Here is a 15,014-nt window from a genome sequence, read left to right on the forward strand (position 1 = left end):
CCATTCTGCGACGGTCTGAAACGACACGTCGATCCCACGCTCGGCAAGCCGGTCTTCAACGTCGCGCAGGCTCAGCGGAAACCGATAATAGAGCCATACCGCGAGCGCGATGATCTCGGCGGGAAAGCGGTGGCGTTTGTATTGGGCTGACGCATCTTTAGTCATGCCGATAGACTATTGCCGCGATCCGCACCAGCCGGTTAAGGCGACGCCTCCCTTCATTCTGGTTGGTGCCTACGGCTATGGATTTCCGCCAGAGCAAGCCCAGCTTCCCCGGCGACCGAATAGATGAGATACCGCCTTCCATCTTCTTCGTAGACCGCCGGATCACGAAGCTGCCTGACAGGCTCATCTGCAGGACCAATCACCGATGGTTTGATTGGAAGTCGTCCGCCTTCCCAATCCCGCTCTGGCCTAAGCAGGACCCTTGAGGGGCCTTCCCGCCATGTCAACCATTCACCGTTGAGCCGCACTTGAGCATACAGCAGGCACTCAGGAGCAGCGCCTCGATCACTATAGACAACGTGAAGGACATTGTCTTCAACCCATACTGCCGAATGGCGCATATGACGCGTAAACAGCATAGGCCCAGCGCTAAATCCAGAGATCCCGTCAGATGACCGGTAAATCTGGCCTGGCATCGTAATTGCGTACACCCAAGGACCGTAAGTGAATAACCGGGCGTACGGGTTCATCAGATTGTCAGGTTGAGCTGTGAAGTGAATGCCATCAGGCGATACCGCCAAGCGTGTAAACTGGTTCTTGATCTCGTCGCCGCCGTGAAAAAACATGCGGAATTGCTTTTTTTCATGATCGATGACGATCTCCGGGGACGCCAAATGGTGGGTGAAACCGGATTTCGAAAGCGGAAGTGTTCCGTCCTCGTAGATGATCCACGGGCCTGTCAGACGATCTGCATATGCAAGGCGGATATGATCTCCTCGATGATGGGCAAAATAGAGATAGTAACGTCCCAGGGGGCGCTCTACCCAAGAAGGGACCCTGATCAGGCTCGGTCCATTGATGTTAGTCCCGATCCGCGGCGACATGGCTGGCACGATGATGGGTCGGTCCAGAAGCCGCACCGCAATGAGTTCATTGTTCTCCACGTCTTGCCTCCCAGTCTCGCGGTCAGGTTACCGGCTCGCCGTTCGGAGTAAACAGCCTTAGTGAGTGATACATCTTTCTCAAATCGGCAAAGCTGAGAGCTACCTCATCGACGACCTAGCTGGACTCGCATCCGGATCTTTCTGTCTTTGCGAAAGCACTCTCGGCATATTGCTGCCTTCTCGAAGCTGACTGGCGTTCGTAAGATTGAGGTGCCGTAGACGACGCAGGCTCGGGAGGATGCCAAGAACGAGCGGAACCTGTCGGTGACAGAAACACCCGGAACTTGGAGATCTGCGAGCGACGCTTCGTTCGCAAAATGGATCTCCGCAGAAGACCGATGGTTATGCCGACAATCCAGAAGCCGAGCTGGAAGAAACCGGCTGGAAGCACCATCCAGATAAACAACCTGGCTGTCTGTCCTGTTGTTCAATCGTGCAGACGCATCATCTTGAGGAGGACGTGATGATTTCGAAAATGTTGAAAAGCTTTGCCCTGGCCAGCCTGGCCATAGGTTTGGCGGCTGTTGCCCATGCTCAACAACCCTGGGAGGATGTTGTCAACGCGGCGAAGAAGGAAGGAACTGTTACGCTCTACACGTCGCAGGTCGGTGTTCCTCAGCTTGACGAGATCTTGTCTGCATTCACGGACGAGTACGGGATCAAGGCGCTGAAGCTCGAACTTCGAGGGAGCGAGTTATTTGAGAAACTGCGTCTTGAACTGGCGACCAACCGAGGTGCCGCGGACATGTCCTTCAGCGGAGGCTCCGTGTCGCTTGAGGCGATGGGCGTGCTCGACAAACACGGTGCCATACCCAATGCAACTCGGCTAGCACCCGACTTTGCCGGGAACGAGCTGAGGCTGCCGATCTTTTCGCAAAGCATGGGTATCGTTGTCAATGCTTCAGTGCCAAAGGAGAAACGCCCGAAAAGCTGGGCGGATCTCGCGGATCCTGCTTGGAAGGGCAAGATCCTATCCGACGATTTTCGCTCCGTTGGAGGCGGCGGCCTGTTTTTTGCGGTAACGTACGACAAACTCGGCGAGGATTATCAAAAGCGCCTTGCTGAAAACAAGCCCGCCTTCACCCGTGAAATTCGTGACAGTCCTCGTCGTGTCGCTCGCGGCGAGTACCCGATCTACATTCCCTTCATTCTTCCCGATACGCTGCTGAACAAGGGTTTGCCGCTTGAGGTCATTCTTCCGTCCGAGGGGCTTGTTTATGGAAACTTTGATGGAGCCGTTGTCAAGAACGCGCCACATCCCAATGCGGCCCGGGTGCTCTTGAATTTCTTCCTCTCCGACAAAGCCCAGCTCATTTACGCGGGCTCCGCACGGCGCCCGACGGTTACCGGTCTTGAGGATCGATATCCTGCTAACGTCAAAGACTTTCTGCAAGCTCCGTTGCTCGGCACGCAGGAGGACGCAACGGTTCGAGCCGAAATGCTCAAGCGTGCGACAGAAGTGTACAAATGAGGCAATGCGAGTGATGCTGGATGGCAATCGCTTGTGGGACGATCTACTCATCCACGCCGGCTTTGGGGACAAGGCGGCCGGCAGTGCCGGGGATCACGCGACAGCAAGCTGGATCGCTGGCGAGCTTTCCAAGGTCGGATATCAGACGGAGACGATAGCCGTTCCTGTGCCGACATTTCGGTCGCGTCGATGTGAGCTGGTAGGCCCAGGTTCCTCGGTCGAGGTCTACCCTCAGCCCGTTGTTTTCCCAACCCCGGATCACGGCGTGGAGGGGCGATTGGCGATGGTTCATGAGCTTTCTGACGCACGAACGGCGGCAGGCCGCATTGCCGTCATTCTGCTGCCTTATGGTCGTCATGCCGCGATCTGGACGTCAGTCGTTGGACCACTCTTGGAAGCGGTTACGAAAGCCGGCGCTCTGGCTGCCATCATTCTGCCGTTCGGTCCGACCGGTGAGATTATCGGCCTGAACTCTTATGCGGATCGGCCGTTCGTTCCGTTGCCCCTGGCCATTGGCCGTCCGCTTGATTTGCCTTGCTACGCGGCGATGGCTTCTGCCGGACAACCTGTAAGGCTCTACCTAACTGGAGACGTGGAAACAGGCGATAGTCCAACGTTGGTCGCGCGGATGGCTCGTGGCGATCGGTGGATTGTGTTGTCCACTCCTCGATCTGGTTTCTTCACATGCTCGGTCGAACGCGGGACTGGCACGGCAGGTTTTCTTGAGATCGCCCGGTGGCTGCCAAGAGCGTTTCCTGCGCACTCCTTGTTCTTGATGAACAGCGGAGCCCATGAGCTGAGGTTTGCGGGGACTCACGCGGTTTTGGACCTGGCGCCCGCACCCGATAAGACAGATGTTTGGGCACATTTTGGCGCGGGATTAGCTTCTCGCGCTCGAACAGAAATTCGCGGTGGTCGAATGCTTGACGTTGCGGATTTCAACCGCATCTGCATGGTGACGCCGGCTTTGCACGAAGCGGCAAGGGCAGCTTTTGCAGGTTTGCCAGGACTGGACGATCCGCAGTGCGTATTATCGGAAGCGGGCGAATTGTCTACAATTGTTCAGAAAGGTTACAAGAAGGCTTTTGCCTGCTTAGGGGTCAACTGGAGCTGCCATACCAGGCTCGATCTTCCAACGGAGGTTTCACAGAGCCTACTCGTGCCGGCGATCGAAGCGCATCTTCGCTTGATAGAGGCGTCGTGCCTTTGAGCCACAATCAGGTTGAGCGTTAAGTTTACGATGCCGGCTGCCTATTTCGTCGCGGGGGAGATCCATTCGCTAGGTTCGGTGCCGTCCGCCGCAAGCGCCCAACATAGTCTGGCCCGAATTTCTTCGCCCAACTCCGGCTCATGATTGCCGACTAGCAGCCAAACACTTCAGCCCAGTTAACCTGACATCATCCGCAGGCGTCATGGCCCGTTTGAAGGGCGCCGCCCCCCAACCGAAGTCGACATTTAGAGTCGTTTGCGCAGGGGTTATTCGCATAGCGAATGATGAAGGGAAAAAACATTCATTTGATAAATCGTAAGCGGCGGTCAATATCAGGGACCGTTTCATTCCGCGTGTTTTGGAGCGCATGCAGGACAAAAAAGGGGAACAATATGACTTTGAAAGTTTATCTGTTTGCGCTAGCAAGTGCAGCGAGCCTGATTTCTCACCCAGTGGTTGGCAAAGACCTCACGATTGGCCTCAGCGGGACCGTTACTTCGCTCGACCCGCATTTTTACAATGCCTCGCCTAATAACAGTATTGCAATGCAGGTATTTGACAGGCTTACCGAGCGCACGGCCGAAGGCCAACTGGTCGAAGGACTGGCGACCAAGTGGGAAGCCGTTGAAGAAACTACATGGCGCTTTACGCTTCGCGAGGGCGTAAAATGGCACGATGGCGTGCCCTTCACTGCCGATGATGTCGTGTTCACACTCGGGCGTGCGGGCAGCGTTCCCAATAGTCCCGGCGGCTTCGGCGGTTTCATGAGAAATATCGCCGCGATCAAGGCGGATGGTGATCTGGCGGTTGTCATCACCACGAAAGCGCCTGCGCCTACTCTTCCGGGGGAGCTCGCAAATATTGCGATCGTGTCTCGACACGCAGGCGAGGGTGCCGACACGGCGGACTACAATTCTGGCAAGGCGGCCATCGGCACCGGCGCCTTTCGTTTCTCGACATTCAAGCAGGGCATCGAAGTAGCGCTTGAGCGCAATCCCAATTGGTGGGGCAAGAAGGTCGTCTGGGATCACGCAACCTATCGCATGATTTCCAGCGCAAGTGCCCGCACGACAGCAATTCTCGCTGGCGACGTCGACATTATCGATGCGCCGGCGGCCACAGATATCGCACGCTTCAAGTCTACCGAGAAACTGGCATTCGTCAGCACCCCCGGTCTGCGGGTGATTTATCTGGCGCCCACCACCTCTGGCGACGCCTGGAAGGGCAATGTGAAAGGTGCAAACGGAGAAGCGCTCGAGGTGAATCCTCTTGCCGACCCTCGCGTGCGCAATGCTCTTTCCGTGGCGATCAACCGCGAAGGCATCGTCGACAAGATCATGGAAGGCACCGCGACTGCCTCCGGGCAATGGCTGCCAAAGGGTGCCTTTTCCTATTCTGCCGACATCCAGCCGCCCAAACCTGAGCTTGCCGTTGCCAAGAAAATGCTTGCCGAAGCCGGGTTCCCGAATGGCTTTCAACTGACCGTTCACGTTCCCAACGATCGTTATCCCAATGCTCCGGCTGTCGTGCAGGCAGTGGCGCAGATGTGGACGAGGATCGGCGTGAAGACGAATGTGGAAGCCCTGCCGTGGACCACGTTTTCTTCTCGCAAATCGGAATTTGCCATGAAATTGCTCGGTCTTGGAAATGCGACCTATGATGCAAGTTCGATGCTGGTTAATGTCCTCGGCACGGTCGATCCGAAGCGCGGACTGGGTGCCTCCAATGATAGCGGATATTCCAATCCGGTCCTTGATGAGCGCGTCGCAAAGGCAATGACGATCTATGATGATAAGGCCCGCGAAGCAGCTCTGATCGAAGCGGTCAAGGTAGCGGTGAATGATGCTGCCATCATCCCGCTTTATCAGCAAAGCAATGCCTGGGTTACCCGCAAGGGACTGTCCTACGCTCCCCGTATTGACGAGCGTACGCTGGCCAAGGACGTTTCGGAGTAAGATCTGTAGAAACTGGCCGGCGAATACACCGCCGGCCAGTTTACTCCCGTTACGGCCTATCGGACATCTCCCGCGCGCAGGAACGCTTGGGCGGCAGTCACATCATCAATAACAAGAGGGTATCATGACCCTGTGGATTACCCAGCGGCTGTTGCAAGCGATGCTGGTCGCCCTGGCAATGGCCGTGATCGTTTTCATCGGCCTTCATCTGATAGGCAGTCCGATAGAAACGCTGCTGCCGCCGGAGGCGACTCATGAGGACCGGCTTCGACTGATATCGGACCTCGGTCTTGATCGCCCTCTCTACGAGCAGTTCTTTCTGTTCCTGAAAGGTGTTCTGCAGGGCAATCTCGGGATCAGTTATGTCTACAAGGAACCCGCCGTTGCGCTGATCCTGTCGCGCCTGCCTGCAACGCTGGAACTGGCCTTTGCTGCCGTTTTGCTGTCGCTCGTATTCGGCGTTCCGCTTGGCCTCGCGGTCGGCTGGAAACCTGAGAGTTCCTTCTCGCGAATGGTCATGATCGGATCGATTTTCGGCTTCAGCCTGCCCGTCTTCTGGATCGCCATTCTGCTGATCATGATCTTCAGCGTCCAGCTTGGCTGGCTTCCCAGTTCAGGCCGCGGCGCGACCGAGACGATATTCGGCATACCCTGGTCGTTCGTGACGCTCGACGGTCTCCGGCACATGTTTCTGCCTGCCATCAGTCTTTCGCTTTTCAACATCTCCATGGTGACGCGCCTGACGGAGGCGGGTGTTCGCGAAGCAATGTCCAGCGAGTATGTGCGATTTGCCAAAGCCAAGGGTCTGTCTCCGCGGCGTATCCTCAGCGTTCATGTGCTCAAGAACGTCATGATCCCCGTCGTGACCGTCGTCGGGCTCGATATCGGACAGACGATCGCGTTTTCAGTGGTGACCGAAACCATCTTTGCCTGGCCCGGTGTCGGTAAGATCATCATCGACAGTATCGCAGCCCTCGATCGCCCGGTGATCGTTGCCTACCTCATGCTCGTGGTCATCATGTTCGTCGTCATCAATCTCATTGTGGATGTCACTTACAGGTTGCTCGATCCACGTATCCGCCTTCAGGGAGAGTGACGTGCAAGCTGTTCAGAGCCAAACGAAATTTCGATCCGGCATGCAGTTCATGCGGCAGTTCTCACGTTCGCCGCTCGCGCTCGTCGGTCTCTTCCTCATCATCCTGATCGTCCTGATGGCAATCTTTGCGCCGTTGCTGTCGCCACAAGATCCCTATGACCTGATGCAACTGGACATCATGGACGGGCGCATGGCACCGGGGTCGGAAGCATCCGGCGGCTTTACCTTCGTGTTCGGGTCCGACGATCAGGGACGCGACATGCTTTCGGCCATTCTCTATGGTTTGAGAATTAGCTTGATCGTGGGGCTGGGCTCGGCAGCGCTGGCCTTCATCATCGGCACGGCGTTCGGACTGACCGCTGCTTATGTCGGAGGCAAAATCGAAACCGCCATGATGCGGATCGTCGATCTCCAGCTGTCCTTCCCGACCATTCTTTCGGCGCTTCTTATTCTCGCGCTGCTTGGCAAAAGCGTCGGCAACGTCGTTTTCGCAATCGTGCTCGTGGAATGGGCGACATATGCTCGCACGGCACGCGGGGCCGCTTTGACGGAACTTCGCCGCGAATACGTGGAAGCAGCGAGATCCTTGCGTCTGCCGCATAGAAATATTCTGTTTCGCCAGCTCCTGCCGAACTGTCTGTCCCCTCTCGTCGTGCTTCTGACCATGCAGGTAGCGCGTGCGATTACGCTTGAGGCCACGCTGAGCTTTCTTGGCCTCGGCGTCCCGGTCACCGAACCCTCGCTGGGGCTTCTGATTTCAAGCGGATACGAGTTCATACTATCTGGCACCTACTGGATCGCTCTTTTTCCGGGGATAGCGCTGCTTGTGACCATCTTTGCCATCAATCTCGTCGGGGACCGTTTGCGTCAATTGCTCGATCCGAAGGCCGCACAGAGATGACCGCTTTGCTTGAAATCAAGGGTTTGAAGACCGAGGTCGTTTCCGCAGACGGCAACGTTACCCTCATCGCCGACATCAATCTCAATCTTGCCGCTGGCGAAGTCATGGGGCTCGTCGGGGAATCCGGGTCTGGAAAATCCATTACCGGCTTGTCCATCATGGGTTTGGTCGACAAACCTGCGCAGGTCACCGGTGGGCAGATCCTCTTCAAGGGCCAGGACCTGCGCAAACTCTCGGAAAGAGAGATCCGATCCATTCGCGGCAATCGCATTGCCATGATTTTTCAAGATCCAATGTCGACGCTTAATCCTGTTCTGCGCATAGACACGCAGATGATGGAAGTGGTCCATGCTCATGAAGCCATCAGCAAACAGGCTGCATGGGAGCGGGCGCGTGATGCCTTGGGAATGGTCGGCATCCCGAGCCCGGAGGAAAGGTTGCGCGCCTATCCTCACCAGTTCTCCGGTGGAATGCGCCAAAGAGTGGCAATCGCAATCGCGCTTCTCATGTCGCCGGAGCTGATCATCGCGGACGAACCGACAACGGCCCTCGATGTAACGATCCAGGCGCAGATCCTGTCCATTGTCCAGAAACTTGCCCGGGACAGGGGAACGGCCCTGATCTGGATCACCCACGATCTGTCAGTCGTTGCCGGGCTGGCCGAAAAACTTTCAGTGATGTATGCCGGGCGTATTGCCGAGCAGGGCTTGACTGCCGATCTGCTTCGCCGCCCCATGCATCCCTATACCAACGGGTTGATTGCGAGCCTTCCCGCCCATAACAAGCGCGGATCACGGCTCAAGCAAATATCGGGCACGACCCCATCCGTCGCGAATATGCCGAGAGGATGTGCGTTTCATCCCCGGTGCGCATCAGCAACTCAGCTCTGTCTGAGCCCTCCGCCGCTGGAACCAGTCGAAGGGCGCCTTCTGCGCTGTTTTCATCCTGTCACGGAAGGAGCGCTATCGTGAACGATCGATTGGAAATTCGCAATGTCAGCAAGCGCTTCACCCGCAAGTCCGGTATTGTTGAACGCGGTGCCGAATATATCGGCCTGAAGGCGCCCAACCCTGTGGTTCGCGCATTGGACGATGTGAGCCTCACCGTCGCTCAAGGCGAGGTGGTTGGCATCGTTGGCGAATCCGGCTGCGGGAAATCGACCTTGGGCCGCGTCGTGGCAGGTCTTTTGAAAGCCTCCGAAGGCGCGGTGTTGTTCCGGGGCAAGCGGCTCGAGGATATGTCGGCCAGGGATGCCGAAGCTGCACGGCTGCAGGTCCAGATGATTTTCCAGGACCCTTCGTCGTCTCTCAATCCGCGCCAGCGTGTGCACGAAATCATCGGCGCAGCTCCGTTGCACCATGGGCTGACGACAGCGCGGGAACTCGATGACTATGTCAGCCGGCAGATGGAACGGTCCGGTCTGGACCCTTCGATGGCGCGCCGTTTCCCGCACCAGTTCAGTGGTGGCCAACGCCAGCGCATCGGCATTGCCCGTGCACTTGCCGTCCAGCCGGACATGTTAATCTGCGACGAGTCCGTTGCGGCTCTCGACGTATCGATACAGGCGCAGATCCTGAACCTGTTTCTCGACCTCAGAGAGCAGCTCGACCTGACCTACATATTTATCAGTCACGACCTGTCTGTTGTCGAGCACATCTCCGACAGGGTGGTTGTTATGTATCTGGGACGTGTCGTGGAAGAGGCCCCGGTTGCGGAGCTGTTTTCTCATCCTAACCATCCTTACACCCGGGCTCTTCTTCTGGAGAGACCCAGTCTCGACCCTGTGCAGCGCAGCTTTTCCGCCATCGAGGGTGAGATACCAAGTCCACTTTCGCCGCCGTCAGGATGCCATTTCCACCCTCGTTGTCCTCTGGCGATGGAACGGTGCCGAGTTGAGCGGCCGGAGCTTCGTTCTGTCGGCACCCGTCACAAAAGCGCGTGCCACCTCAACGATTGAGACCCGGCACTCAAAAACATAAACCTTAGAAGGATGAAATATGTCTGTTTCAGCGCCTCTGGAACATATGCCCAAAGCCTCCAGCCATACATTTCCCGCGCAAACCTGGAAATCCGTAGAGGCCCCGGAGCGGCACGGTCTGACTGCCGATGTCCGCTCGGCCGTTGAAGCAGCGCTTAAGGCCTTGCCGACAACGTCGTTTATGGCGGTCGCAGGCGGAGAAGTTCTGTATAGCTACGGCGATGTCAGTGAAGTTAGCTATCTTGCGTCGACACGCAAAAGCATCCTCTCGATGCTGATGGGCAAGGCCGTCGCGGACGGAAAGATCAACCTTGATCTCACCATGGCCGATCTGAACATTGAGGAAGATCATGGCCTTCTTCCGATCGAGAAAACCGCCGCTTTGCGCGATCTTTTAATCAGCAGTTCAGGTGTCTACCATCAGCCGGGCAGCCCCGGCAGCAATACCAAGAATATTCCCGAACGCGGATCAAAGAGGCCGGGGGAGTACTTCCATTACAACAACTGGGACTTCAACGTCCTTGGTGCTGCCTTCGAGCAGTTGACCGGCCGCAGTGTCTTTAAGGCATTCGAGGAGGATTTTGCCGGTCCCACGGAGATGCAGGATTTCGATCCGTCCCGCCAGCGCATGATGGGCTATGAAGGCGCATCCCGTTATCTCGCTTATCACTTCTTCCTGTCTGCGCGGGATATGGCCCGGTTGGGTTTGACGATGGTGCGAAATGGTTGTTGGCGTGAGGAGCAGTTGGTGCCCGCCGATTGGGTTGCCGAAAGCACGCGCATCCATGTTCCTGCAGATCGCATGAACGAGAGCGAAAAATCCAGGATTGCCGGTTACAGTTATCTGTGGTGGATCCCGGTGGTGACAAATGATACGCCTGAATGGCAGGGCGCATGTGTCGCGGCTGGCCATTTCGGACAATTCATGCTGTGCCTGCCGGCACTCGACATGGTGTTCGTCAACAGGAGAGCAATCCCCGACGATTTGGCCATCGCGCGCAATGACGGTAGCTTTAAAGAGGAGCTGCCTGCCGTCACCATGGAAAATTTCCTGGCCGTCACCGATCATTTCATCAAGGCAAAGCTGCGCGCTGCCTGAGCGATCACTTTAATCGCATATATGCATGTTTCAGCTGAGGTCCTCGGCGAAACATGCGGATATCTGCTCACGTAACCAGTAGCTTGCCGGATCGCGTTCCTTTTCGGCAAGCCAAATCATGCTGGTGGACTGCTTTTCCTCGGCAAACGGGGATTCCAGCAGCAGCAGTTCATGTGAGCGTTCGAAGAGTTTCGCAACGCTTTCAGGCATGATGGCGACGAGATCGCTGCGGGCGACGATGGCAACCGCGGCGGAAAAATGCGGCACCACGGCAACCACTCGGCGTTCGAGCCCCATGCTGTCGAGCCGCTCGTCGATCCACCCTCTTCGGCTAGGCGCCGATGTGACCTTGACGTGCCCCATGGATAACAGGGATTCGAGGGAAAGCGGTTCCTTCGCCACCGGGTTATGGGCCGACATGATGCAGACCCTTCTTTCGGTAAACAGTGAGCTACAGCGATACCTGGCGGGGAAACTGTCAGCGGTCATCACGGCGACGTCGATGGTGCCGTCATCGAGATGCTCCTGCACCACCGGCAAATAGTTTCGATTGTTCGCGGCACCGGTGCGAGGCATGTGGATGACCTCCAGAACACAGTGCTCGGCCTTGGAGCGAACACGTTCGACGAGGAGCGGCATCAGGACGACGGAAAAATAGTCGTTCATGCCAATTCTGAATGCGCGATGAGAGGTCGTCGGCTCAAAGTGGAGCCGTGACAACATCACCGATTCCGTATCCTCGATGATCCGCCGCACCGCCGGAAATATCTCGGTGCAAAATCGCGTCATGACAAAACCGCCCGACGTTTTCTTGAACAGTTCATCGCCGGTAATGGCACGTACACGTTTCAACGCGTGGCTCATGGCGGGTTGGGAAAGACCAATGTAAGCGCCAGCGGCGGTCATGTTGCCTTTCACAACAAGTGCGTAGATCACCTTCAGAAGGTTGAGATCGATCGATCCCAACGGAAATCGTTGCATGTCAAAACTCTCTCGGCTCCCATGGCATTGGTGGCAGTCACCATGCCATGGATCCCAACGGTGATGAACAGGAATTCAGCTGACGCATGGCGATGACTTCGCAACGCGTCAGGCAAATGTGTGTGATCACGCCGGCAACAAAGCAAAGGCGATCTCTGCGCCAGTATTCATTCCTGCCAACCCACGGTCTCTAAGGATCGCATTGGATTCGGGAAAGGCCACTGACGCAGAGCGCGGTTAGGTTCTGGCCGCCACAACCGCCTCGGCGATTTTCAGGAATTCGCCAACGCTGACTTTTGCCGGTTCGTAGGTGGTCTTTCCCAGATTTCGGGCAAGGGCAAATTCGTCTGTGACTGCCCTGCGGTGGACGATCACCGCATCGATGGCCGGCAGGCAGAGAACAAACTGCCCAAAGTTGCCATTCATCAGGTACGAGCCTTTGAATGCCGGGTCGCTGGACGTCGGAATCCACCACAGATAACCGTAACCAAGGCCTTCCTTGCTTTTCGTCTGCTCGGGCGTGAAGCGCATTTTGGTGCTTTCACTGACCCAGGATTCGGGAAGTATCGTCTTTCCGTCCCATTTTCCGCCCTGAAGCATAAGCTGTCCAAGGCGTGCCATATCGCGGGCCGAGAGGAAAAGATGATAGGCGAGATAACGCGACTGATTTTCGTAGCCCATCATCCGCTGTCTGCCGATATCGAAGTCCTGGAAGCCCAGCGGCTCAGCCAGATCCTCCTTCAGCGCCGCAAAAACCGTTTTCCCGGTTTGCTTTTCGAAAATTGCCCCAAGGACATTGAAGTCCCAGTTATTATACAAAAAGACCGAACCGGCCGGTGTCCTGCCGCGTTCCGGCGTATTGCTGTTGCCGCCGGGGCTGCCGGCCGCATGGTAGACTCCGGAACTGGAGGTTAGAAGGTCCTTGACCTTTGCAGTCTTTTCCGCCGGCAGAAGTCCGTCATCCTCTTCGATGCCGATACCGCCGATGGTCATGTTCAGATCGATCCTGCCCTCCGCCACATACCGACCGAACAGCATCGACAAGATACTTTTTCTGGCCGAGGCGAGATAACTGACGTCGGAGAGATTGCCGTAGCGGTAGACGATCTCACCGCCCTGGACAACCATCATCGATGTGGTTGCCAGCGGATAGAGTTGCATCTCCATCTCCGCAAGCTTGGCTGAAGACCATCCGGCCGATGTGACGTCCTTGACGGTATTCCATGGCCTGCCGGATTTGGCGTTGTCGCAGGAGGGGGCGTCTGCTGCCGACGCCGTTTGCCCGGCTAAACCGACTGCTGCTAAGGTTGACGCTGCTGATGCCGCGAGAACGGATCGTCTCGATAGATGTGGACCCACGACCATTAAAATCCTCCCGGTCAATAGTGATTGGTTCTGCGTGACGGACAATTGCTGTTTCAGTTCGTCGCGCAGGTGAAATTCGAAGCGAGTGCCATGTCGCCTTCGCCATTGTATTTTGGCCAAGACGGGTATTGGCAAAGCGGCCGGGTTCGCCCCTTTGTGGGCGACTTCGTCGCATCCAGGACGATCGGGTTGGTTGGCGGCACGCCGTTATTGACCCAGTTGTCCAGGGCCGTCAGGTTGTCCCAGGTCGGCGAGAAGCGGCCACCGCCATGCGCCAGGCCGGGAACCAGATAGAAGCGCATGAATTCGCTGACCTTGTCCTGGCCCATCTCGGCAATGATAGATTGATAAAGCTTGGTATTTCCCAGAGGGCTGACGCTGGGGTCATCGGCGCCTTGGAGCCATATGATTTTACCGCCGCGGGCATTAAATGCCGACCAGTCGGTACGGGTGGCATCGATGACCTCGGAAAGCTGGACAATCCTGTCCTGGAGTTGACCAGGTTTCTGGATATTGAACGCCAGAAAGTCGAGTGGCTTGTCCCGGGAAACGAAATTCTGCAGAAATTCGAACGAGCGACTGGAATGATGGGCATTTGGCCCGGAAACCGGCGGATTGCGGATTTGTGGTTCCGACCCCAATTGCATCATGATCCCTTCCAGGCTGTTGTAGCCGGGATAGGTGTCGATGCCGTTCGCCAGCTTGTAAGGCAGCGAATAACCTTCATGGTAGATCTTGAGCGTCCGTTCGATCTGGACTTTCGTCAGGCAGTCCTCAGGATTTCCGCTCATATCTGCCTTGCACGAAAGGCCGTCTACCAAAGCTTTCGACTGGGCGCGGCAACCTTCCATGTTGCTGATCAGGCCGTCTTCGGCAGCGTCCAGCCCATCACACGATTTGATCGCTTCTTTTGCAATCTTCTCGACGAGCTTGGGCGGGATCCAGCCGGCAGAATTGTCATCGTAGACCGCACGGGCAAGGCCGGCGCCCCAGAGCCTCAGGCCGACGAAATTGGCAGTAGGATAGTTCGTGAGGATGCCATCATAGGCTCCCGGCCAGCGGGACGCAGCGGTCAATCCCTCGCGACCACCGGTCGAACCACCCTGAAAATAGACCCGCGAAATCGGTCGATCATATCTTTCTGCGACAAGGACCTTTGCCACATCAAGGGTTTTCTTGATGTGCATGTATCCGTAATTCTGCATTGCTTCATCATTTTTGGCGAAAGAAGCGTCGTCAGCATTGGGGGCTTGATGTCCTGAATCGCTCCCGAATGTCACATAGCCTTGCGCCAACGGGGTGGGCGCCACATCGAGCCCGAGTGTCGTCTTGTCCGTTGTCGGGGGCACGCTGCCATTGTAGCCACCCCCACCATATTGGAGCAGCTTGCCGTTCCACGCGCTGGGCAGATTGACCTGCCAGACGATGTTCGGCGCTTTCGGATCGACTGGGTGGGTTTCACCGATGACTTTGCAATATTCGCCGTTGTGATTGGCTGCGTCGGATGCACCTACCAATTTCGCGGAGATAACCCGCGCCCCTGTTGTCGGCAGGGTTATCTTGGTGGCCGCAATTTTCAAGGTCGCAATCGCAGAGCATAATGCCGAAGCATCATGCGGTGCGGCCATGGCCGGTGAAACGAGAATGTAGGCAAGCGGGATCGCCATCACCTGAGGTGATGCCGCTCTAAACAGAGATGTCATGATTTCCTCCCAGCTGCACAGCCACTCCCCAAGCCGGCGCTATTCTTCTTTGTTAAAATTAGCTGGAAAACCGCTGCCGGGTGAAATGCAAATAATAGACTGATTATTGCGATCCGCGCATAATCCGCTTGCAGTTGTAGCTTCAA

The 15,014-nt window shown here is 56.5% G+C and carries 12 protein-coding genes and 1 pseudogene; 8 read left to right on the top strand and 5 right to left on the bottom strand.

Annotated elements, in window-relative coordinates; translation table 11 throughout:
- Both J2857_RS00005 and J2857_RS00010 read right to left on the bottom strand, forming a co-directional pair.
- Positions 1-165 (bottom strand): annotated as a pseudogene (locus J2857_RS00005) (IS6 family transposase); the annotation flags it as partial.
- 53 nt (positions 166-218) lie between these two features.
- Positions 219-1,109, bottom strand: coding sequence for a hypothetical protein (locus J2857_RS00010; protein ID WP_210007967.1), 891 nt, complete (start codon positions 1,107-1,109; stop codon positions 219-221).
- A 463-nt stretch (positions 1,110-1,572) separates the two neighbouring features.
- Between J2857_RS00010 and J2857_RS00015 the strand changes: the two genes are divergently transcribed.
- The 8 genes from J2857_RS00015 to J2857_RS00050 all read left to right on the top strand — a co-directional run bounded on the left by J2857_RS00015 (position 1,573) and on the right by J2857_RS00050 (position 10,819).
- Positions 1,573-2,580 carry an ABC transporter substrate-binding protein gene (locus J2857_RS00015; RefSeq protein WP_210007968.1) on the top strand — a complete coding sequence of 336 codons (1,008 nt, stop codon included), beginning with the start codon at positions 1,573-1,575 and terminating at the stop codon, positions 2,578-2,580.
- 13 nt (positions 2,581-2,593) lie between these two features.
- Positions 2,594-3,790 carry a hypothetical protein gene (locus tag J2857_RS00020; RefSeq protein ID WP_210007969.1) on the top strand — a complete coding sequence of 399 codons (1,197 nt, stop codon included), beginning with the start codon at positions 2,594-2,596 and terminating at the stop codon, positions 3,788-3,790.
- Between the two features lie 392 nt (positions 3,791-4,182).
- The gene (locus J2857_RS00025; RefSeq protein ID WP_210007970.1) at positions 4,183-5,745 is read left to right on the top strand and encodes an ABC transporter substrate-binding protein; all 1,563 of its coding nucleotides are present in this window, start codon (positions 4,183-4,185) and stop codon (positions 5,743-5,745) included.
- Between the two features lie 124 nt (positions 5,746-5,869).
- Positions 5,870-6,841: an ABC transporter permease gene (locus J2857_RS00030; protein WP_210007971.1), complete on the top strand. Its 972-nt coding sequence runs from the start codon at positions 5,870-5,872 to the stop codon at positions 6,839-6,841.
- Between the two features lie 40 nt (positions 6,842-6,881).
- Positions 6,882-7,742 (top strand): ABC transporter permease, encoded by an 861-nt coding sequence (locus J2857_RS00035; protein WP_210009961.1) that lies wholly within the window; start codon positions 6,882-6,884, stop codon positions 7,740-7,742.
- On the top strand, positions 7,739-8,713 hold the full coding sequence (locus J2857_RS00040; protein ID WP_210007972.1) for an ABC transporter ATP-binding protein: 975 nt from the start codon (positions 7,739-7,741) through the stop codon (positions 8,711-8,713). Before J2857_RS00035 ends, J2857_RS00040 begins: the two co-directional genes overlap by 4 nt.
- Positions 8,710-9,699, top strand: coding sequence for an ABC transporter ATP-binding protein (locus tag J2857_RS00045; protein ID WP_210010108.1), 990 nt, complete (start codon positions 8,710-8,712; stop codon positions 9,697-9,699). Before J2857_RS00040 ends, J2857_RS00045 begins: the two co-directional genes overlap by 4 nt.
- A gap of 40 nt (positions 9,700-9,739) precedes the next feature.
- Positions 9,740-10,819, top strand: coding sequence for a serine hydrolase domain-containing protein (locus tag J2857_RS00050; RefSeq protein WP_210007973.1), 1,080 nt, complete (start codon positions 9,740-9,742; stop codon positions 10,817-10,819).
- Positions 10,820-10,849: 30 nt separating this feature from the next.
- Here J2857_RS00050 and J2857_RS00055 read toward each other — a convergent pair whose 3' ends face one another.
- The 3 genes from J2857_RS00055 to J2857_RS00065 all read right to left on the bottom strand — a co-directional run bounded on the left by J2857_RS00055 (position 10,850) and on the right by J2857_RS00065 (position 14,868).
- Positions 10,850-11,800: a LysR family transcriptional regulator gene (locus tag J2857_RS00055; RefSeq protein ID WP_210007974.1), complete on the bottom strand. Its 951-nt coding sequence runs from the start codon at positions 11,798-11,800 to the stop codon at positions 10,850-10,852.
- Between the two features lie 237 nt (positions 11,801-12,037).
- Complete coding sequence (locus tag J2857_RS00060) at positions 12,038-13,165, bottom strand: serine hydrolase domain-containing protein (RefSeq protein ID WP_210007975.1); 1,128 nt, start codon at positions 13,163-13,165, stop codon at positions 12,038-12,040.
- Between the two features lie 53 nt (positions 13,166-13,218).
- Entirely contained in the window at positions 13,219-14,868 is a 1,650-nt protein-coding gene (locus J2857_RS00065; protein WP_210007976.1) for a tannase/feruloyl esterase family alpha/beta hydrolase, read from the bottom strand.
- Positions 14,869-15,014 lie beyond the last annotated feature (146 nt).

This window comes from Neorhizobium galegae, assembly GCF_017877055.1.
In the GTDB taxonomy this organism is placed as follows: Bacteria; Pseudomonadota; Alphaproteobacteria; order Rhizobiales; family Rhizobiaceae; genus Neorhizobium; species Neorhizobium galegae_D.